This window comes from Antrihabitans cavernicola, from assembly GCF_008297975.1.
GTDB lineage: Bacteria > Actinomycetota > Actinomycetes > Mycobacteriales > Mycobacteriaceae > Antrihabitans > Antrihabitans cavernicola.
Genome location: NZ_VLNY01000003.1, coordinates 1 through 19,139, shown reverse-complemented (window position 1 = coordinate 19,139; position 19,139 = coordinate 1). Strand labels below are relative to the sequence as shown.

The 19,139-nt window shown below is 64.6% G+C and carries 19 protein-coding genes; 2 read left to right on the top strand and 17 right to left on the bottom strand.

From position 1 onward, the window contains the following. Nucleotides 1–28: 28 nt before the first annotated feature. The 6 genes from FOY51_RS07265 to FOY51_RS07240 all read right to left on the bottom strand — a co-directional run bounded on the left by FOY51_RS07265 (nt 29) and on the right by FOY51_RS07240 (nt 5,597). Nucleotides 29–1,063, bottom strand: a complete 1,035-nt coding sequence (locus FOY51_RS07265; RefSeq protein ID WP_149429568.1) for a hypothetical protein — start codon at nt 1,061–1,063, stop codon at nt 29–31. 38 nt (nt 1,064–1,101) lie between these two features. Further along, entirely contained in the window at nt 1,102–2,244 is a 1,143-nt protein-coding gene (gene dprA / locus FOY51_RS07260) for a DNA-processing protein DprA (protein WP_149429567.1), read from the bottom strand. Continuing rightward, complete coding sequence (locus FOY51_RS07255; protein WP_149429566.1) at nt 2,241–3,749, bottom strand: YifB family Mg chelatase-like AAA ATPase; 1,509 nt, start codon at nt 3,747–3,749, stop codon at nt 2,241–2,243. The genes dprA and FOY51_RS07255 overlap by 4 nt, the downstream gene beginning before the upstream one ends. 16 nt (nt 3,750–3,765) lie before the next feature. Next, nucleotides 3,766–4,122: a YraN family protein gene (locus FOY51_RS07250; RefSeq protein ID WP_149429565.1), complete on the bottom strand. Its 357-nt coding sequence runs from the start codon at nt 4,120–4,122 to the stop codon at nt 3,766–3,768. 117 nt (nt 4,123–4,239) lie between these two features. After that, nucleotides 4,240–5,196, bottom strand: coding sequence for a cytochrome c oxidase assembly protein (locus FOY51_RS07245; protein ID WP_149429564.1), 957 nt, complete (start codon nt 5,194–5,196; stop codon nt 4,240–4,242). After that, nucleotides 5,193–5,597, bottom strand: coding sequence for a hypothetical protein (locus tag FOY51_RS07240; protein ID WP_149429563.1), 405 nt, complete (start codon nt 5,595–5,597; stop codon nt 5,193–5,195). Before FOY51_RS07240 ends, FOY51_RS07245 begins: the two co-directional genes overlap by 4 nt. 123 nt (nt 5,598–5,720) lie before the next feature. Here FOY51_RS07240 and FOY51_RS07235 point away from each other — a divergent pair, with 123 nt between their 5' ends. Next, the gene (locus FOY51_RS07235) at nt 5,721–6,185 is read left to right on the top strand and encodes a DUF2599 domain-containing protein (protein ID WP_235916184.1); all 465 of its coding nucleotides are present in this window, start codon (nt 5,721–5,723) and stop codon (nt 6,183–6,185) included. A 6-nt stretch (nt 6,186–6,191) separates the two neighbouring features. Here FOY51_RS07235 and FOY51_RS07230 read toward each other — a convergent pair whose 3' ends face one another. From FOY51_RS07230 to hutI, 11 genes are all read right to left on the bottom strand, one after another. Then, the gene (locus FOY51_RS07230) at nt 6,192–6,992 is read right to left on the bottom strand and encodes an acyl-CoA thioesterase domain-containing protein (RefSeq protein ID WP_187776227.1); all 801 of its coding nucleotides are present in this window, start codon (nt 6,990–6,992) and stop codon (nt 6,192–6,194) included. Continuing rightward, nucleotides 6,989–7,294, bottom strand: a complete 306-nt coding sequence (locus tag FOY51_RS07225) for a DUF2469 domain-containing protein (RefSeq protein ID WP_149429562.1) — start codon at nt 7,292–7,294, stop codon at nt 6,989–6,991. Before FOY51_RS07225 ends, FOY51_RS07230 begins: the two co-directional genes overlap by 4 nt. Nucleotides 7,295–7,331: 37 nt before the next feature. Next, nucleotides 7,332–8,042 carry a ribonuclease HII gene (locus FOY51_RS07220; protein ID WP_149429561.1) on the bottom strand — a complete coding sequence of 237 codons (711 nt, stop codon included), beginning with the start codon at nt 8,040–8,042 and terminating at the stop codon, nt 7,332–7,334. A gap of 11 nt (nt 8,043–8,053) precedes the next feature. Next, nucleotides 8,054–8,809, bottom strand: coding sequence for a signal peptidase I (gene lepB, locus FOY51_RS07215; RefSeq protein WP_149429560.1), 756 nt, complete (start codon nt 8,807–8,809; stop codon nt 8,054–8,056). A 148-nt stretch (nt 8,810–8,957) separates the two neighbouring features. After that, on the bottom strand, nt 8,958–9,299 hold the full coding sequence (gene rplS, locus FOY51_RS07210; RefSeq protein WP_149429559.1) for a 50S ribosomal protein L19: 342 nt from the start codon (nt 9,297–9,299) through the stop codon (nt 8,958–8,960). 244 nt (nt 9,300–9,543) lie between these two features. Beyond that, the gene (locus tag FOY51_RS07205) at nt 9,544–10,407 is read right to left on the bottom strand and encodes a hypothetical protein (protein WP_149429558.1); all 864 of its coding nucleotides are present in this window, start codon (nt 10,405–10,407) and stop codon (nt 9,544–9,546) included. 9 nt (nt 10,408–10,416) lie between these two features. Continuing rightward, entirely contained in the window at nt 10,417–12,720 is a 2,304-nt protein-coding gene (locus FOY51_RS07200; RefSeq protein ID WP_149429557.1) for a Tex family protein, read from the bottom strand. Between the two features lie 63 nt (nt 12,721–12,783). Then, complete coding sequence (hutU, locus tag FOY51_RS07195; protein ID WP_149429556.1) at nt 12,784–14,451, bottom strand: urocanate hydratase; 1,668 nt, start codon at nt 14,449–14,451, stop codon at nt 12,784–12,786. A 41-nt stretch (nt 14,452–14,492) separates the two neighbouring features. Further along, nucleotides 14,493–15,929, bottom strand: coding sequence for a purine-cytosine permease family protein (locus tag FOY51_RS07190; protein WP_149429555.1), 1,437 nt, complete (start codon nt 15,927–15,929; stop codon nt 14,493–14,495). A 100-nt stretch (nt 15,930–16,029) separates the two neighbouring features. Beyond that, on the bottom strand, nt 16,030–16,968 hold the full coding sequence (hutG, locus tag FOY51_RS07185) for a formimidoylglutamase (protein ID WP_149429554.1): 939 nt from the start codon (nt 16,966–16,968) through the stop codon (nt 16,030–16,032). Beyond that, nucleotides 16,965–18,179: an imidazolonepropionase gene (hutI, locus tag FOY51_RS07180; protein ID WP_149429553.1), complete on the bottom strand. Its 1,215-nt coding sequence runs from the start codon at nt 18,177–18,179 to the stop codon at nt 16,965–16,967. The genes hutG and hutI overlap by 4 nt, the downstream gene beginning before the upstream one ends. A gap of 85 nt (nt 18,180–18,264) precedes the next feature. On the opposite strand from hutI, the gene hutC reads away from it, so the two are divergent. After that, entirely contained in the window at nt 18,265–19,020 is a 756-nt protein-coding gene (gene hutC, locus FOY51_RS07175; protein ID WP_149429552.1) for a histidine utilization transcriptional repressor HutC, read from the top strand. Nucleotides 19,021–19,139 lie beyond the last annotated feature (119 nt).

Below are 19,139 nucleotides of genomic sequence, written 5' to 3'. Positions count from 1 at the left end.
CGCTGGTGATTCGCAAGTCGGCTCGCCGTCAGAGGTCGGACTCGCCCATCCGAACGCGCAACCGGTTGGTAAGGATCGCGAGGGTCACCAACCCGATAGCCAAGTTCGTCAGGGCGGCGAAACCTTGCGTCGCGAAATCCACCAGCGCGTTCAGCATCGTGAAGATCAGTGCGGCCGTTCGCAACAGCCGCAACGGCCACAGCGCATCCGTACGATTGAGTGCGATCATCGCGGGCAGCGACAGGGCCAGTGTGAGCACGGCGCTGACGAGCAGGATGGCCGTTGCCGCGCTCATCCCGGCAAGTTCGAAGGTGACCTTGTCGTTTTCGTAGAACACCCCACCCAGCGCCGCTCCGAGTGCTCCGAAGGCCGCACCGGCGAACGACGCCGCGACCATCAGCCATCCGACCACCGGCACCAAGCGCGGGCTCAGCAGGAAGGCCGGAATCAATTTCGGAGCAAACTGCCTGAGCCGGTACAGCTTTCCACTCGCGGGTCGGGAATCCGCGAGCATCGCCCGGACGTGCCCGACGGTCGCCGGGTCGGCACCGCGGGTCTCGGCATCGGCCAGCATCGTCAATGCCCACTGGCGCCGTTGCTCGGGCATTCCGTGCACCACCCCGTCGGCGGCGATCGCCGCGGCGTTCCCGAGATTCTCCCGCCACGTGGGTGGTCGAATCTCCCGCACGACCCGATTGAGCACCAGCAGCACCGCAACCAGGATGTACATGATCTCGGCGGACGGCCCGTAGAAGTAGTCGTTGTCCTTGGTGACGAACTTGCCCACCTCGTCGAGGAACAACCCGAAACCGATTCCGCCGACGATCACGGTCGTCGCGCGCACGCCGAATCCGCTGAAGATCCAGCCGATCAGCAAGGCCAGCATCATCAGCGCCCCGCCGTAGAGCGCGTGCGCGATGTGCAAGCTGCCGCCGCCCACCTGCGGATAATCAGTCAGGTGCAGGTACAGCCGGGTGATCAGAATCGTCGCGATGGCAACGATCATGAACGCCTCGGCCGCGACGCTGCCGTACCCGCTGCGTACCAGGTAGAACCGACTCATCCGGAAAGTATGAACCGCCCAGCCGGCGCCGACAGCTGTTAACGATTACGTTTGCGCACCCGAAACCACCCCGTCTCGTCGGACCCGATCAACCCGGACAGTTCCAACAACGGCAGCACACCACGCACGCCGTCGATTGGGACGCCCGATGCCTCCGACAGTTCACGCGGACCGCGAGATCCCCTCGCGGGCAACGCCTCGTACACCAGCAGCTGATCACCCACCAAAGCGTCGGATGCCCTGCCACCATCCTCGACACCGCTCACCGGCAACCGAAGCGGACCCGCCTCGTCGATCACCTCACTCGCTCGCGTCACCAACCGCGCCTCGCCGTCACGGATCATTTGGTGACACCCCGTCGAGGCCACCGAGTGCACCGAGCCCGGGACCGCCAGCGTCGGACGACCCAGTCGGCGGCCCCACTTCACCGTGTTGCGCGCACCGCTGCGCCACCCCGCCTCCACAACCAGCACCGCATCGGAGAGCGCCGCTACCAACCGATTTCGCGCCAGAAACTTGTACTTCGCGGGTGTGACCCCGGGGCCGTATTCGCTGACGACCAGCCCGGTACTGGCCACCGTGTGCAACAGCTTCTCGTGACTGGTCGGATACGCGCGCTCGATTCCGCACGCCAGCACCGCAATCGACACACCTCCCACCGCCAGCGCAGCCCGATGCGCCGCGCCATCGATCCCGAATGCGCCGCCCGACACGATCGCGAACCCCTGCGTTGCAAGTTCGCCCACGATCTCCGCAGTGACAGTCGATCCGTACGAACTCGCCGCCCGTGTCCCCACCACCGCGACCGCCCGCTCGGTCAGCTCGGTCACCGACCCCTCACCCAACACCCACAACGCGAGCGGGGCGGCACCGTCCTTGTCTCGGGTCACATCGATCCCCGCGAAGCCCAGCATTCGCCACGCAGGCCATTCGGCGTCATCCGGTGTGACAAGTCGACCGCCTCGACGGGCCACCAGCTCGAGGTCTCTCGTCGACGTGTCGATATGTCTGCGAGCCTCCGTTCTGCGCTGCAACACGGGTGGTAGATCGCGTTCGCGCACGGCGCGTGCAGCTTCCTCGATTCCCACCGCCTCGACGAGTTCGTTCAACGGTGCGCACGGGCCTTGCACCACCTGAGACAGATACGCCCACGCGGCCCGACGGGGATCGACCGCGGTCATTCGCTCAGCCGATCGCGAAAGTTCAACGCGCCACCGACATCTTCGATGTTCGGGCTGTCGGCACCGCGCAGATCGGCCACGGTCCAGGCAACTCTGATCGCTCTATCCGCGCCGCGAGCCGTCATCCGACCGCGCAACAGAGCCTCCTCGATCGGTGCAATGACACTGCGCGGCAAGCGGAACCGCTGACGCAGCACGTGCCCCGGCACCTCGCCGTTGGTGGTCCAGCCGAACTCTCGCCAGCGCTCTGCGGCCATCGCACGCGCCGACGACACCCGTGCTCGCACGGCCTCGCTACTCTCGGCGACGTCGGTCGTGAAGGCACCGGTAGCCATGGGCCGCATCCTGATTCGCAGATCCACTCGATCGATGAGCGGACCCGACAGCTTGCCGAGGTAGCGCCGTCGCGCAGCGGGTGCGCAGACGCAATCCGTCTCCCGTGCCGGAGCGCAGGGGCAGGGATTCGCGGCGAGGACCAACTGAAACCGCGCGGGGTAACGCGCGACACCGTCGCGCCGGGCGATCCGCACCTCGCCGTCTTCGAGCGGAGTTCGCAAGGCCTCCAGCACCTTCGTGCCCAACTCGGCACATTCGTCGAGGAAGAGCACACCCCGATGTGCCCGACTGACAGCGCCCGGCCTCGCCATGCCCGATCCGCCGCCCACCAGTGAACTGACCGTCGATGTGTGATGCGGCGCGATGAACGGGGCTTGCGTGATCAGTGGATTGCCACCGGGCAGAATTCCCGCGAGCGAATGAATTGCCGTCACCTCCAACGATTCCGATTCCGTCAACGGCGGCAGCAGCCCTGGGAGGCGCTGCGCCAGCATGGTTTTGCCGATACCGGGTGGTCCCGTCAACAGCAGGTGATGAGCGCCGGCAGCCGCGACTTCCACGGCCCAGCGTGCTTCTTCCTGACCGACCACCTCGCTGAGGTCGCCGTACGCGGGACTGTGTGCGATAGCTACCGGGTCCGGTTCGGTGAGGACGCCGTCGCCGCGCAACCACAGCACCAACTCGCGCAGCGACCCGGTGCCCAACACCTCGATCCCGTCGACCAACCCCGCCTCTGCCAAGGTCGATTCAGGAACGATCACCCGCTGCCACCCCGCGTTCTTGGCCGCCAGAACGGCAGGCAGAATGCCCCGAACCTGGCGTATCCGACCGTCGAGCGCCAATTCGCCCAGCACCACGCTCTTTTCGAGTCGGTCGTGAGGTACCGCCTCGGCGGCGTCGAGCACCGCAAGTGACAGGGCGACGTCGTAGACGGACCCGACCTTCGGCAGCGTCGCGGGAGACAACGCCAGAATGACTCGCGATTCCGGCCACTTCTCTCCGGAATTGGTCACCGCAGCGCGCACCCGATCTCGCGACTCTTGCAATGCGGTGTCCGGCAATCCGACCAGATGTACGCCGGGCAGCCCGCGTCCGATGTCGGCTTCGATCTCGACTATCTGCCCATCGACTCCGCTTACGGCAACCGAGTGTGCACGACCGAGCGACATCAGAAGACCCGCGCCATCAGAAGACCGCCGGAAAATGTTCGATCAGCGGATCGGTACCAGGTTCGATCAGCACCGATACGACGTCGAATCGCACCTCGACCCAGGGTCCGCTCTGCTCGACCAACCAATGCATCGCCAGCCGTCTGATGCGTGCTTGCTTGGCGAACGTCACCGCCTCGGCAGGCGGACCGAATCGTGTTCCGGTCCGCGTCTTGACTTCGACGAACGCCGTCGTGTTCCCGTCGCGCACGATCAGATCGATCTCGCCGTACCGATTGCGCCAGTTTCGGCATTCGATCCGCATACCGGCGTCGGTGAGAAATTGCGCAGCCAGAGTTTCGCCGTGGGCGCCTAGTTCGATGTTGTGTGACACATCCCGAACTCTCGCCGACCAGACCGGCGGCAAGATTTCGCGATCTGGGCAAACACATTGCCCTGTTAGCGAATCAGGTCGTGTGGATAACGGCGTTACCTTGAACCGAAAACGTCGCTACCTGCGCCGGAACCGTTCCTGCAGCTGCGGGTCGTCTTCCCACCACAGTCGCGCAGGCCCGGAATCGACATTTTCCGATTCCCTCGGCGCGGCGACCTCTTCCTCTGCATCGAGTTCTGAATCGATCTGCGCGGTTTTCTTGCGCTCGTCGGCGCTGAAGGTTCGCATCAGTATCAGCAGAAACGGCAGGCCCAGCACGTCGCCCAGTACCCAGAGCACTCCGGCGCCGATCGTCTGATCCGTCGTCGACGTCGGCCCCCACGTCCGGCCGATGTGGGCGTAGTACTCGGCCGCGATCGGCGGGCCCAGCCAAATGACAACACCCAGCAATCCGTCGCCTATGGTCTCGGCAATGGTGATCACCAGCGAGATCAGTTGCGGGAATCGCCGGGGCACCGGGTCTGCCTGTAGTCGGGAGTAGAAGTACCCGAAACCGACCGCTACCAAAACGATTCGCGTCACGATGTCGATACCCTCGTGCTCGAGGGCGGCCGGATACCAACGAGTCAGATAGAGCAGCCACGGCGTGGCGAGCATTGCGATCGAGGTGGTCACCGGATAGGTCGCGATGCGCGCTGCCTTGCTGCCGATCACCCGATCGACGCCGTCGCGCAGCCGTGGACTCCCCGCATTGCGCAGCACCGTCACCGGCTTGCCGAGGGCGAAGCCGAACGGAACCACGAACAGCAGCAGCAGCACCTGGAGCGCGCGCACCCAGAACAAGATGTCCGCGTACACCCCGACAAAACTCATGGTCGCGAGGATCCACACGAACAGACCGAGCCCGAGGAAGCATGCGGTCCGAACGCCGTCGACGGCCTCGCCGCGACGCGCCGCTCGCGCGTTGCACCGCCAGTATCCGATGCCGAGCGCGAGGACGATTACCGCCGTCGACCAGTCCCACCGCCACGAGGTGAAGGCGGTTTCGAAGGTCAGTGCAGGCAACTGAGTCACGTGGCACCGTGCAATGCGACGACGGCGACGATGATCGCCAACGCTACAGCGCCCCCGATCAGTCGGGTGCGCATCGGGATCACACCACCGGACCGGGCGACGAACACCCGGGGTGCGACGCTCGCTCGCGCCGCTCCGCCGGGACGATCAGGCAACAGAAACGATGCTCCGACGGCGACGGCCGCCAAAGCCATCAGCGCGACGGACACCAGGAAGGCCCACCCCGGCGGCCAACGTCCCTCGAACATTCCGATACCGAAGGCCACCAGCAGGGCCACTACACCCGCGATTGCAAATCCGAATCCGGCGTTCGTCAGCCGTGCCGCGGTACCGGACTCGTTTTCCTTGCGCTCGCTCACCACTTGGGTAGTCTGCCAGAATCGGCGATCGATTGCGTACATCACCGCAGGTAGATGACCTTTTCTTTACCAGTTGGACGGCGTTGGTTGTCAATATCGGCACTATTTCGGGACAACGCTTTACCCTCCGTCCGCACCGAATCGACACACGGCACAATGGCGGGCATGCGCATGGGAACGGTGGCCGCCGTATTGGCTGCGATGTCGCTCGTCACCGGCTGTGGGGCGGGTTCGGCGACAGAAAGCGCACCGCCGACAGCGACGACGACGGCGAAGCCACTTCCGCCGACGACGCCCGCGCCTGCTGTCGATCACTACGCCGGCGCGCCGCTGATCGATCACGTCACCTGGACGCAAACCGACAAGGGCGACCAATTGCAGGTGATTCCGACACCTGCCGGTCGCGCCGACACCTTTCCCACCGCCGGCGACCGCGCGTGGTCCGAGGTGATCGCGGCCGAACCGAGTGCGGACACCCCGGGGATGCACGACCAGTTCTTCTGCCACTGGGTCTACGCCAGACTCGTCCAGCCGGACAAGCCGAGTTGGAATCTGGAACCGTGGCGGCCGAACGTCGGCTACCAAGCCACCGTTGCCGCCCAATGCAATCCGGGTGGCGCCGAGGAATAGCGGCCGTCAGCCGAAGGTCACCTGTGCCTGCGGGTTCGCCACTGCCGTGATCACGCAGGACCCGAACGATCCGTGCCGATCGAACAGCGTCGCCGATCCGACGGCAACCCCCGCGGTACTGATGTGATTGTCTGCCTCGAGACCGATGTCGGGTCCGATCGGCAACCGCGCCAGCGCCATCGTCATATCGGCATTGATGAAACCGACACCCAGGGTGCCCCAGTTGGACATCAAGCTCGTCGACTCGGCTGCCATTGCGCAACGCACGAACTGAGAGGGTTCCTCACCGGACACCACACCGATCTGCCTGCCCCACATCCGCTTTCGACCGGCATTGTGCTGCGCTCTCATCGACTGCGTCCACCCGTCCGGGTGGTCGTCGCTCCCCCACCAGAATCCAGGTTCGGTCGACGGCTCCGCATTCGGCGGGATCGGTCGATCGTCCGGAACCCACACTTCGCCGGGCGGCTCTTCGGAGGTGCGCAACAAGACCAGTGTGGCGCGGGCGATTTCGACGCCACCCTGAAGTACCGACGCGTCGGCGACCTTGATGCGGCGCCCATCGCGAACACTGGTGGTCGTTACCGTCGTTTCCGACATCATGCCTGCGCGGAACAGATCGACGGTCAGCCGAGCGGGCACGAAATCGGCTGTACCGAAGGCATTTTCGAGCTCTCGTGCGACGATGCCGCAGGTTGCGGGCCCGGTGATCATGTTCGGAGCCCACCTGCTCTGCGCAAAGTGCAGAGGCTCGAATCCGGTGTCGGTCGCGGCAAAGAACGCCGACGACGCGTCGACCTCGGTCACTCGGGCAAACGTAGATCGGGCTTTTCGAGCTCCTCGATGTTCACGTCCTTGAACGTGATCACGCGAACATGCTTCACGAAGCGCGCAGGCCGATACATGTCCCAGACCCAGGCATCGGACATTCTGACCTCGAAGTAGATCTCCCCATCCGCATTCTGCGGCAGCAGTTCCACCGAGTTCGCCAGATAGAAGCGACGCTCGGTCTCCACGACATAGGAGAACTGGCCGACGATGTCCTTGTACTCGCGGTACAGGGACAGTTCCATCTCGGTTTCGTACTTCTCGAGATCCTCGGCGCTCATCGGGTGGGGATTCCTCCTGGTCGGGTGTCGTCAGCCATCATGTCGCACTCGAAACGTCAGCGCTCATGGGGTCCATCTCCAGCGCGTCGGGTACCTGCCAGCCGCCTAACGACGACACGTTGCGCCACGATCGTCGGTGCTCGTCCGTCGGCCCCAGTGCGGCCAGCGCCTTCGAGTGGGCGAGCGTGTTGTAGCCCTTGTGTTCGGCGAACCCGTACCCGGGTAGGCGCGAGTCCAGCTCCACCATCATGCGATCACGGGTGACTTTCGCGAGGATGCTCGCTGCGGCGATGCACGCCGCGGTCGCGTCGCCGCCGATCACCGGCAGCGAAGGAACCGGAATGCCTGGAACGCGGAAGCCGTCGGTCAACACGTAGCCCGGCGTGCAGCCGAGACCCGCCACCGCGCGGCGCATTCCCTCGATGTTGGCGACGTGTATTCCGATGGCGTCGATCTCCCAGGCCGGCACCGACACGACGTTCCACGCCAGCGCCAGCCGTTTGATGACCGGGAAGAGCTGTTCGCGTGCCTTCTCTGTCAGCTTCTTGGAATCGTCGAGGCCCAGCAACGCATTCTGTGGTTTCGGCGCGAGCACACACGCTGCGACCACCAATGGGCCTGCACTGGGACCGCGACCCGCCTCGTCGACGCCGGCTACCGGCCCGAGACCGCTCCGGATCAGCGCAGACTCCAGCGTCCGCAATCCCGACGACTTGCGAATGACGGTTCTGGGTGGCCAACGATCCATCGACTACCGGCTCAGTTCGATTGGATGTGCGGCGAGCTGATGCCACCCATTCGGCTCGGCGGAAGGATGATGAACCTGGCCTTGCCGATCACGTTGTCGATCGGCACCGTGCCCTGTCGCTCGTCACCGACGTGATAGCGCGAATCGGCAGAGTTGTTGCGGTTGTCGCCCATCATCCACAGATTGCCCTTGGGCACCGTCACGGGCCCGAAGCACCGGCCGGACTTGACCGGCGTCGTACAGGTCTGGGTGCCGGGGACGAAGGGGAAGTCGTTGACGATGTAGGGCTCGTCGAGCGGCTTGCCGTCCACCAGTACGCGGCCTTGTGCATCGCAGCACTCCACCTTCTGGCCGCCGGTGGCGATGACGCGCTTGACCAGATCGTTTTCGTCGGGCGGAACGACGCCGAAGACCGATCCGACGTTCTGCAGTCCCCGCACGACCGTGTTGGTCGACCGGATCGACTTGTACTCGCCGTTCCACGAATCGGGACCAAGGAAGACAACGACGTCGCCCGGGCGCGGATTACCGAAGTGGTAGCCGACCTTCTCGACGACGATGCGATCGCCGGTGCAGCCTGCGCAGCCGTGCAGCGTTGGTTCCATCGACTCCGAGGGAATCAGGTACACCCGCGCGATGAACGTCTGCAGCAGAAAGCTCAAGACCAACGCAACGAGAATCAGGATGGGGAGCTCACGCCAGAACGAGCGCTGCTTCTTCTTTGCCGGCTTGGTCTCTTCCGGCTTCGAGTCGTTGTCGTCTACCACCGCAACAGGTTAGCCCGGCCGCGACCGGTCGGGCGCCACTGGCACAACGGCCTGTCGAGCTAACAGGACAGAAACGACACAGCACGCAGTCGACCGGGAAGGTCTGCTGCGTGCTGTGTCGTGAAGATTGCGGGGGTGAGCCCGAAGATCAGCGCTTTTCCTTGATCTTGGCTGCCTTGCCGCGCAGGTCGCGGAGGTAGTACAGCTTCGCGCGACGGACATCACCGCGGGTGACGACCTCGATGTGGTCGATGTTGGGGCTGTGCACCGGGAAGGTGCGCTCGACGCCGACGCCGAAGGACACCTTGCGAACGGTGAAGGTCTCGCGAACGCCACCGCCCTGACGACGGATCACGACGCCCTTGAAGATCTGGATACGGTGCTTCTGGCCTTCGATCACCTTCACGTGCACATTCAGCGTGTCGCCGGGGCGGAACTCGGGTACGTCGGTGCGCAGCGACTTGTTGTCCAAGAAATCCAGGGTCTGCATCGGTGTTTCCATCCTTGCGTTCGCGAGAGAAGAGGAACCGAGCGGCACTGCGAGAGTGCTCGACTGGTTCGTACTCAGGTCATGTAGTTGCTGCCTGCGCGACCACGAGAGGGTGCGGGCAACCGTTCAATTGTGCCAGACAGAGGACCTGGGAGCGAAATCGGCGTCGCCCAGCACGGGTGAATGGCACATTCGTTCGGTTGAACGCAACGAGAGTGGCGTTCACCCAGGCTGGGCGGCGGATTCAGCTGCGGATCCGCATGGAATCGGTGGATTCGCCGTGCGGGTGTGCGGGCGGCGCTGCGTGGACGCTGCGAACCAGCTCCGATTCGGCGGCTTCGCGGGCGTGAACGATGCTCGGCTTACCTGCGATCAGATCTTGCACGTAGATCTTGGCGCGAATCAGCGGGCGACGCAGGCGACGTTCTCTGTTGAGTGCGCGTTCCATGCGTCGCGGCCGGTTCGTGTAGCGCCAGCGGGCCCACGGTGCTCCCGGCCTACTCAGCCGGATCGCACCCAGGACAAGCAACGGGACGAAGAACATCCCGACCAGGCCGGTCCAGATCTTGCCCTTGGCGATGACGACGCCCGCAAGTCCCAGGTTGAACACCGAACCTGCAGCGATCCCGATCCGCGCCCATGGCCGCGGATCGTCTCGGAAGTCGGTGACGTTCAACAGTTCCAGCGGCCGCAAACCGAGCAACAGCAGTCCCGTCACTGCGATGGCGATGAACACCGCATCGACCGAGCTGCGTCCCTCTTCCTTCCAGTACACGTCTTCCAGATAGAAGAGCAGCGCAAACTCGTCGAGCACCAGCGCCGCGCCTGCGCCGAAGATCGCCGCCAGCCAGGCACCGCTGGTTTGGGTCCCGTCGACGTAGACGGTGATGAGCGCGACGCCGGAGATCATCATCGCGATCACCCCGAACACGGCGTGGTGCACGTGCTGGCCACCCGGCGTGACGTTGCCAGGCCACCACCGCACTTGCGCCCTGATCAGCCGAACGCTGAGCCGGATGAACAGGAACCCGACGATGAAGCCGATCAGGAAGAACAGCAGCGGCAGCCGACCATGACCAACGATCTCCTCATCGAGCCACCGTCGCATACCACTGTTCTACTTGCCGAAGCCCGCTTTGCGTAGCGCATCCGCCATCGAACCGCTTGCGGCGGGCGCGCTGGACGGCTTAGGGCCGCGTTGCTGTTGCGGTTTCCGAGGTTGTTGGCTCCGCTGCTGACCACCCTGCCTGCCGCGATCGGCGGCGGGCTTACTCGCACCCACCTCGTCGTCGAGCCGCAAGGTAAGTCCGATGCGCTGGCGGGCCTCGTCGACCTCGAGCACCTTCACCTTCACCACATCGCCCGACTTCACGACCTCGCGCGGATCCTTGACGAAGTTGTGCGACATCGCCGAGACGTGGACCAAGCCGTCCTGGTGGACGCCGATATCGACGAACGCACCGAACGCGGCGACGTTGGTGACGACGCCTTCCAGCGTCATTCCCGGTTTCAGATCCTTGACCTTCTCGACACCGGCGGCGAACGTCGCGGTCTTGAACTCGGGGCGCGGGTCACGGCCAGGCTTTTCGAGTTCGGCGATGATGTCGGTGACGGTGGGCAGACCGAACTTCTCGTCGACGAAATCGTCGGCGCGTAGCTTCCGCAGCACCGCGGCGTTGCCGATGAGCTCCTTGATGTCGTAGCCGCTCGACGCCATGATCCGACGCACGACGGGGTACGCCTCCGGGTGCACGGCCGAGGTGTCGAGCGGATCGGTACCGCCCCCGACTTTGAGGAAGCCTGCGCACTGCTCGAAGGCCTTGGGCCCCAGCCGCGGCACCTCTTTCAGACCGGTACGACTGGTGAACGGCCCGTTCTGATCACGATGCGCCACAATGCTTTCCGCCAACGAGCCGGCGATGCCGGACACACGCGAGAGCAGCGGAACCGACGCGGTGTTGACGTCGACGCCCACCTTGTTCACCGCGTCCTCCACCACAGCGCCGAGCGATCGGGCGAGCATGGTCTCGGAGACATCGTGCTGGTACTGGCCGACGCCGATCGATTTGGGATCGATCTTCACCAACTCCGCGAGCGGATCCTGCAGGCGACGTGCGATCGAGACCGCACCACGCAGCGACACGTCCATGCCGGGTAATTCAGCGGATGCGTACGCCGATGCCGAATACACCGATGCGCCGGCCTCCGAGACGACGATCTTCTGCGGCTTCTTGTCCGGAACAAGCGAAATCAACTGCGCCGCAAGCGCATCAGTTTCCCTCGACGCCGTGCCGTTGCCGATCGCGATCAGCTCGACCCCGAAGCGGGCGACCAGCGCACCCAACACGGCCAACGCGCGGTCTTCCTGGTGCAGGTAGATGACTTCGGTAGCGACAGCCTTACCGGTGCCGTCGACCACAGCGACCTTCACACCGGTGCGGTAACCGGGGTCGAGCCCCATAGTCGTACGGGTGCCCGCCGGTGCGGCGAGCAACAGATCGCGCAGGTTGGCGGCGAACACGTCGACGGCGTCCTTCTCGGCGGACTGCCGCAGCCGGGTGCGGGTATCGAGCCCGAGGGTGATCAGCAGCTTGGTGCGCCACGCCCACCGCACGGTATCGAGCAGCCAGGCGTCGGCAGCGCGGCCACGATCGGCGATGTCGAACCGCGACGCGATTCGACCCTCGTACACGGTCCGCTCCCCCGGCTGCGGCTCCTCGACCTCGGGTTCGAGACCCAACGACAGGATCTCTTCCTTCTCACCACGCAAGGCGGCCAGGATGCGGTGCGACGGCAGCTTGGCGAACGGCTCGGCGAATTCGAAGTAGTCGCGGAATTTAGATGCATTTGGCTCGTCCTCTTTGCCCTTACGGACAGCGGATTTGAGCTGGCCCCGGTTCCACATCAGGTCACGCAGGTCACCGACCAGATCGGCGTCCTCGGCGAAGCGTTCGACCAGGATGGCGCGGGCGCCGTCGAGTTGCTCGTCGGTGTATTGCGCCGGATCGGTGGTCGGATCACCGATCAGCGCGTCGGCGACGGGCTCGTGGCCGGCTTCGCGAGCGATCTGCGCCTTGGTACGACGCTTCGGTTTGAAGGGCAGGTAGATGTCCTCGAGCCGGGCCTTGGTCTCGGCCGCCATGATCTGCTGTTCCAACTCGGGCGTCAGCTTGTCCTGCGTGCGAATGGATTCCAGGATCGCGGCCCGACGCTCGTCGAGCTCGCGCAGGTAGTGCAAGCGCTCCTCGAGATCGCGCAACTGGGCGTCGTCCAGGCCCCCTGTCGCTTCCTTGCGGTAGCGGGCGATGAAGGGGACGGTCGATCCGGCGTCGAGCAGTTCGACCGCGGCGCGAACCTGGTCTTCCCGGACGGCGAGCTCGTCGGCGATGCGCTGGTTCACAGATTTCAAGGCAGGTGTCACGGCGCCAGACACTACCGGCGGGCACCGACGCGGTCTCGTCGGTGCCCGCTCCCGTGCTTACGTTCAGTCGCTCTCGGTCATGGGAATCCGCACGCCACGCTCCTGCGCAACATCGCGCGCATGGTCGTAACCAGCGTCGGCGTGGCGGATCACACCCATCCCGGGATCGTTGGTGAGTACTCGTTCCAGCTTGCGCGCGGCGAGGTCGGTGCCGTCGGCGATGCACACCTGACCGGCATGGATCGACCGACCCATCCCGACGCCGCCGCCGTGGTGGATCGACACCCACGACGCACCCGACGCGGTGTTGACCAACGCGTTGAGCAACGGCCAGTCGGCGATGGCATCGGATCCGTCCATCATCGACTCGGTTTCGCGGTAGGGCGAAGCGACGGATCCCGAGTCCAGATGGTCCCGGCCGATCGCGAGCGGTGCCGACAGTTCGCCCGATGCGACCATCTCGTTGAACTTCAGGCCCGCCTTGTGCCGCTCGCCGTAGCCCAACCAGCAGATGCGAGCGGGCAAACCTTCGAACGCCACCCGCTCGCCCGCCATCTTGATCCACCGGTGCAGGTTCCCGTTGTCCGGGAACAACTCCAAGATCGCCTTGTCGGTGGCCGCGATGTCCTTCGGATCACCCGAGAGGGCCGCCCACCGGAACGGGCCGAGGCCTTCCTCGAACAGCGGCCGAATGTAGGCCGGAACGAAGCCGGGAAAGTCGAATGCCCTGTCGTATCCTGCTTTTCGCGCCTCGTCTCGGATGGAGTTGCCGTAGTCGAAGACCTCCGCGCCGCGATCCATGAATCCGACCATCGCTTCGACGTGGCGAGCCATCGACTCCTGCGATTCCGTGGTAAACCACTGCGGGTCCTTGTCGGCGAGTGTGTGCCAGTCGTCGAGCTCGACGCCGACCGGCAGGTAGGACAGCGGATCGTGCGCGGACGTCTGGTCGGTGACGATGTCGATCGGCGCTTCCATCGCGAGGAGTTGCGGGAACACCTCGGCCGCATTGCCGACCAGCCCGATCGAAAGCGGTTCGCGCGCATCGCGTTTCTCGATGGCGAGGGCCAGCGCCTCCTCGACGGTGTCGACCTTGGTGTCGAGGTAGCGGTGCGCGATACGACGATCGATACGTGCCGGGTCGCAGTCGACGCAGATCGCGACGCCGTCGTTCATGGTCACCGCGAGGGGTTGTGCGCCACCCATTCCGCCCATGCCTGCGGTCAGGGTGATCGTGCCTGCAAGGGTGCCACCGAACCGCTTGCGCGCCACCGCGCCGAAGGTTTCGTAGGTGCCCTGCAGAATGCCCTGGCTGCCGATGTAGATCCACGAGCCTGCGGTCATCTGGCCGTACATCGTCAGACCCATCGCCTCCAGGCGGCGGAACTCTTCCCAGTTCGCCCAGTCACCAACGAGATTCGAGTTCGCCAGCAATACCCGCGGCGCCCATTCGTTGGTGCGCAGCACGCCGACCGGCTTGCCCGACTGCACAAGCAGCGTCTCGTCGTCCTTCAGCGTCTTCAGCACCCGCACGATCGCGTCGAACGCTTCCCAGCTTCGCACTGCCTTTCCGGTGCCGCCGTAGACGACGAGCGCGTCGGGATTCTCGGCGACATCCGGGTCGAGGTTGTTCATCAGCATGCGCAGCACCCCCTCCTGCTGCCAGCCGAGGGTGTTCAGTTCGGTGCCGTGTGGTGCGGCGACGGGGCGTGGTCCGGACGTGGTGGTCATTTCGGGTCCTTCGGGTGAGCTGGGATGCAGGGCAGGAGAGTTCAGAGTCGCGAGTCGATCATCGACGAGCCACGCGGGTAGATCATCGACGCGGGCGGATCGCTCGACCGGACCGCGAGCGGGTAGTAGATGGCGGCAGTGAGGACGATGCCGACGATCCACGAAATATCCGCTCCGCCAAGCATGTCCGTGATGGGCCCGGTGTAGAGCTTCTGCGCGAGGAACGGAATCTGTGCGACAACGCCGATCACGTAGCACCCGAGCGCTGCCGCGTTCCAGGCGCCGTATCGCCCGCTCGGGTCGTAGAGCGCGGGTACGTCGACACGCTCCTTCGAGATCAGGTAGTAGTCGGTCAGGTTGATCGCACTCCACGGCGTGAACACCATGAGCAGGAGCAGTACGAAGTTCTTGAAGTTGTCGAGGAAGTCCGCGCTGGCGACGACTGCGATGACGACCGACACCGCTGTGAAGCCGACGATGTAGGCAGTGCGCGCTACCGACGAGATGCGAGTCTGGCCGTTGAAGGCCGTGACGGTCGTCAGGATCGACATGAAGCCGCCGTAAGCGTTGAGGCAGTTGACCGTCAGCTTGCCGACGAGAATCACCAGATAGATCAGGAAGGCGATAGCTGCCGGTCCGGCGAGATCGCCGACGAACCCGACCTGATTGCCGAGGAACGCGTCACCGGCGACGGCCGCGACGAGTGCGCCGAGCGTCATCGACCACTGCGAGCCGATGACGCTGCCCGCGAACGTCGACCAGAAGGTGGTGCGTTCGCTGGTGGAACGCGGCAGGTAACGGGAGTAGTCGGCGACGTACGGGCCGAACGTCAGCTGCCAGCCCGCGCCCAGCGAGATGGCGAGCAGGAACGTGACGAAATCGAACGACTTCAATCCGACGAAGCTCGAGACGTCGTACTCCGTGAACAGCCGGATTGCGAGGTAGCTGAAGCCGACGATGCCGAAGACGCTCGCAATTCTGCCGACGATGTGGATGAGCTTGTATCCGGTCACGGCGACAAACGCGGTGAGCAGACCGAAGATGACGATGCCGACAGCGGCATTGTCGACGTGGATGATCTTGTTGACCGCCTGACCCGCGAGCACGGTTCCGGTGGCCGCGAAGCCGAGGTACATCAGCACAACCAGAACCAACGGCAGCACTGCGCCGCGGACTCCGAATTGTGCTCGGCTGGAGATCATCTGCGGCAGACCCATCCGCGGCCCCTGCGCGGCATGGAGTGCCATCACCGCGCCACCGGCGACGTTGCCGATGAAGAGACCGAGGATGGCCCAGAGCGCGTCGGCCCCGAACACGACGGCAAGAGCGCCGTCGACGATCGCGGTGATCTGCATGTTGGCGCCGAACCAGAGGGTGAACTGACTGAACGGCGAACCGTGCCGCTCGGCGTCCGGCACCACGTCGATGGTTCGCCGTTCGGGGGCGAGACTGTTTTCGGGAGTTCCGACCTGTGTCACGAGCTGTCCTTGTGTGAAGTGGATCACGAAACTTGATATTCGTATAGTCCTGTATAGACAGGTACGTGTCAATAGATAGAGCAGCGGTTTTGCTCGGACATCACCGAATCGGACGACGCCGTGTGATCAGCGGATGGATGAGCCGTGCGGCAGTGCGTGCCGTCCGCGCGTCGATGTCGAGCGTCGGGTTCAACTCCGCCACGTCGAACACAACGAGTTTCCCGCTGGCCGCGACCTGATCGCACACCGACGCGATCGTGGCCAGCGGTACACCGAAGGCCGCGGGCGCGCTCACTCCCGGCGCCACGGACGCGGGCAGTACATCCAGATCGATCGTGAGGTAGACGAGGTCGACGTCGGCAAGAAAGCTGTCGACGAACTCCCGTACACCGTCGAAATCCGTTACCCCACAGTCGTCGTCGAGCAGATAACGCACACCGAGACGGTCGGCGGTATCGAAGAGGGCTCGGGTGTTGCTCGGCTGACTGATGCCGACAACGTCGTAGCGAACCTGGGTACCCGCGGCGCGCGCACCCTCGAGAATCTGCCGAAACGGCGTTCCCGAACTCGGCACCGCGTCACCGCGTAGGTCGAAATGCGCGTCCAGGTTGAGGATTCCGACTCGGGCGCCTGCTCGCATCGCCGATGCGTCCAACCCGAGAAAGGTGCCGTACGCGACCTCGTGACCGCCGCCGAGCACGACGGGGAAATGACCCGCGTCGAGCAGCGTGGCTACCGTCTCGCCCAGCTCGCGCTGGCCGTCCTCCAGCAGGTCGTCGGTCACCGTGATCGTTCCGGCGTCGACGGCGTCGATCGGCACCGAGAGCGCCATCGGCGCCAGGGCACGACGCAACGCGGCCGGCCCCTCCGCTGCACCAACTCGACCCTTGTTTCGTCGCACGCCCGCCTCGCTGGCAAATCCGACGAACGCGCAGGCGCCGGGCTCGGATGATCGACTGTACGGCTGCACGATCTGATGCCAGCGCAGATGCTCGGGACCGTCGCCGTCGACTCGTCCATCCCACTCCGGCACGGTCATCGTTGGCTCCCTTGGTCTTTCACGGACGTGTACTCTAGGTCGCCAGATCGCCAGACGTGATCGACCAACGCTACGCCCGGCCGGTATGCAAGGTGCAGGTGTGATGGTGCTGCCAACGCGATCGCGTCGGCGCGGGATCCGATCGCCAAGGTTCCGACATCGCTACGCTGCAGCGCAAGCGCACCACCAGCTGTGGCGGCCCACACCGCCTCGTCGGGTGTCATGTGCAGGTCCCGCACCGCAATTGCGATACAGAACGGCAGGCTGGTCGTGTACGAGGTACCGGGGTTGCAATCCGCTCCGAGCGCAACCGTGACGCCGGCGTCGAGCAATGCACGAGCATCCGGATAGGTGCTGCGAGTGCTGAAATCGGCGCCCGGCAGCAGGGTCGCCACGGTGGAACTTCCTGCGAGAGCGTCGATGTCGGCCCGGGTCACGTGCGTCACATGGTCGACAGACGCGGCGCCGAGTTCCACGGCGAGCTGCACACCCGGTCCGGCCTGGAGTTGATTGCCGTGCACACGAGGTTTCAGTCCGGCAGCGATGCCCGCGCTGAGAACGGCATGGGCTTGGTCTCGATCGAAGGCGCCCCGCTCGCAGAACACATCGATCCATTTGGCATGTGGCGCACAGACTCCGATCATCTCGTCGACCACCATGCGCACGTAGTCGTCGACGCGTCCCGCATACTCCGGCGGCGGAACGTGGGCCGCCAGCAGCGTGACCTCGCTTGTGGCGGCACCTGCGATCGTTGCGCAGCGCAACTCGTGTTCGGTCGACTGGCCGTACCCCGTCTTGATTTCGAGGGTGGTGCTGCCAGAACGCAGCGACTCGTCGGCCAGCCGCATCATGTTCGCGCGCAACTGCTCGTCGGTTGCGCGTCGCGTCGCCTCGATGGTCGTCCGAATTCCGCCCGCGCCGTATCGCTCCCCCGCCATGCGGGACGCGAACTCCTCCGCCCGATCGCCCGCGAACACCAGATGCGAATGACTCTCCACGAACCCCGGAAGTACCGCTCGCCCGCCGAGATCGTGACCGACGTCCGCGCTCGGGGTATCGGCGCTGCCGCCCACCCAGGACACCACTCCGTCGGCGAACACCACGCCCGCGTCGTGACGAATACCCAGGCGTCCGTCTCCGAGCGTGGGATCGTTGGTGATCAGGGTTCCGATATTGGTCAACGCCGTGGTCTGCGATCGATCTGAGGTCACGAGAATCCTTTGCGCAGCTGTGTTGTGCATCACTACAACAATGTATAGTCCTGTATAGACCACTGACTGTCAAGGAGCGGCGCAGATGGGATCAACAGTGACCGAAGACGACTTGGCGACGATTTTTCGACAGACCAGTGCGGAAAGTGCGCCTGCCTACGAGCGCGTCAAACGCCTTGTCCTGGAACGGATCAGCACCGGCCAGTGGACCGAAGGCGATCAATTGCCTTCGGAGAATCAGCTGGTCAGCGCGCTGGGTCTGTCGCGAATGACCATCAATCGGGCGCTCCGCGAACTTGCCACCGACGGCGTCGTGCAGCGCCTGATGGGTGTCGGAACTTTTGTCGCACCGACCAAGTCGGCGTCGCCGTTGTTCGAAGTCACCAACATCGCCGACGAGATCGCGCATCGTGGCCACCGCCACCGGACCGAAGTGATCTTCCTCCGCAGCGAAGTTCCCGACCCCGCCCATCTGATCCTGCGCGACACCGGCGAGAGTCGGGTATTCCATTCGCTGGTAGTGCATTTCGAAGATGCAGTGCCGATTCAGGTGGAGGACCGCTTCGTCAATCCGGCCGAGGCTCCCGACTACCTCGAGCAGGACTTCACGTCCATCACGCCGAACCGCTACCTCAGCGACGTTGCGCCACTCGCGCGCGGCGAGCACGTCGTCGAGGCGGTCCTGGGCACCCCCGAGGAATGCAGGCTGCTGCAGATCACATCGGCAGAACCGTGCCTGCTGATTCGACGACGCACTTGGTCTGCACGCAGTCTGGTGAGCGCGGCCCGACTCGTCCATCCGGGTTCCCGCAACCGACTGGAGGGCAGCTTCACGGTCTAGGGCGTGTCTCCCGAATATTTGCGTCCTGACCAGCGAGTATTAGCCGATGACGCGGATGGGTGTGATTTCTGACGAGTTCTGGGCTGCTGTCGAACCGGTGATGCCCTCGGATGTAGGTA

Excerpts from the sequence above, each read along its gene's own strand:
- FOY51_RS07265 (WP_149429568.1), bottom strand. The coding sequence starts at position 1,063 with ATGAGTCGGTTCTACCTGGTACGCAGCGGGTACGGCAGCGTCGCGGCC.
- dprA (WP_149429567.1), bottom strand. The coding sequence starts at position 2,244 with ATGACCGCGGTCGATCCCCGTCGGGCCGCGTGGGCGTATCTGTCTCAG.
- FOY51_RS07255 (WP_149429566.1), bottom strand. The coding sequence starts at position 3,749 with ATGTCGCTCGGTCGTGCACACTCGGTTGCCGTAAGCGGAGTCGATGGG.
- FOY51_RS07240 (WP_149429563.1), bottom strand. The coding sequence starts at position 5,597 with ATGTACGCAATCGATCGCCGATTCTGGCAGACTACCCAAGTGGTGAGC.
- FOY51_RS07235 (WP_235916184.1), top strand. The coding sequence starts at position 5,721 with ATGCGCATGGGAACGGTGGCCGCCGTATTGGCTGCGATGTCGCTCGTC.
- FOY51_RS07225 (WP_149429562.1), bottom strand. The coding sequence starts at position 7,294 with ATGAGCGCCGAGGATCTCGAGAAGTACGAAACCGAGATGGAACTGTCC.
- FOY51_RS07220 (WP_149429561.1), bottom strand. The coding sequence starts at position 8,042 with ATGGATCGTTGGCCACCCAGAACCGTCATTCGCAAGTCGTCGGGATTG.
- rplS (WP_149429559.1), bottom strand. The coding sequence starts at position 9,299 with ATGCAGACCCTGGATTTCTTGGACAACAAGTCGCTGCGCACCGACGTA.
- FOY51_RS07205 (WP_149429558.1), bottom strand. The coding sequence starts at position 10,407 with ATGCGACGGTGGCTCGATGAGGAGATCGTTGGTCATGGTCGGCTGCCG.
- hutU (WP_149429556.1), bottom strand. The coding sequence starts at position 14,451 with ATGACCACCACGTCCGGACCACGCCCCGTCGCCGCACCACACGGCACC.
- hutG (WP_149429554.1), bottom strand. The coding sequence starts at position 16,968 with ATGACCGTGCCGGAGTGGGATGGACGAGTCGACGGCGACGGTCCCGAG.
- hutC (WP_149429552.1), top strand. The coding sequence starts at position 18,265 with ATGGGATCAACAGTGACCGAAGACGACTTGGCGACGATTTTTCGACAG.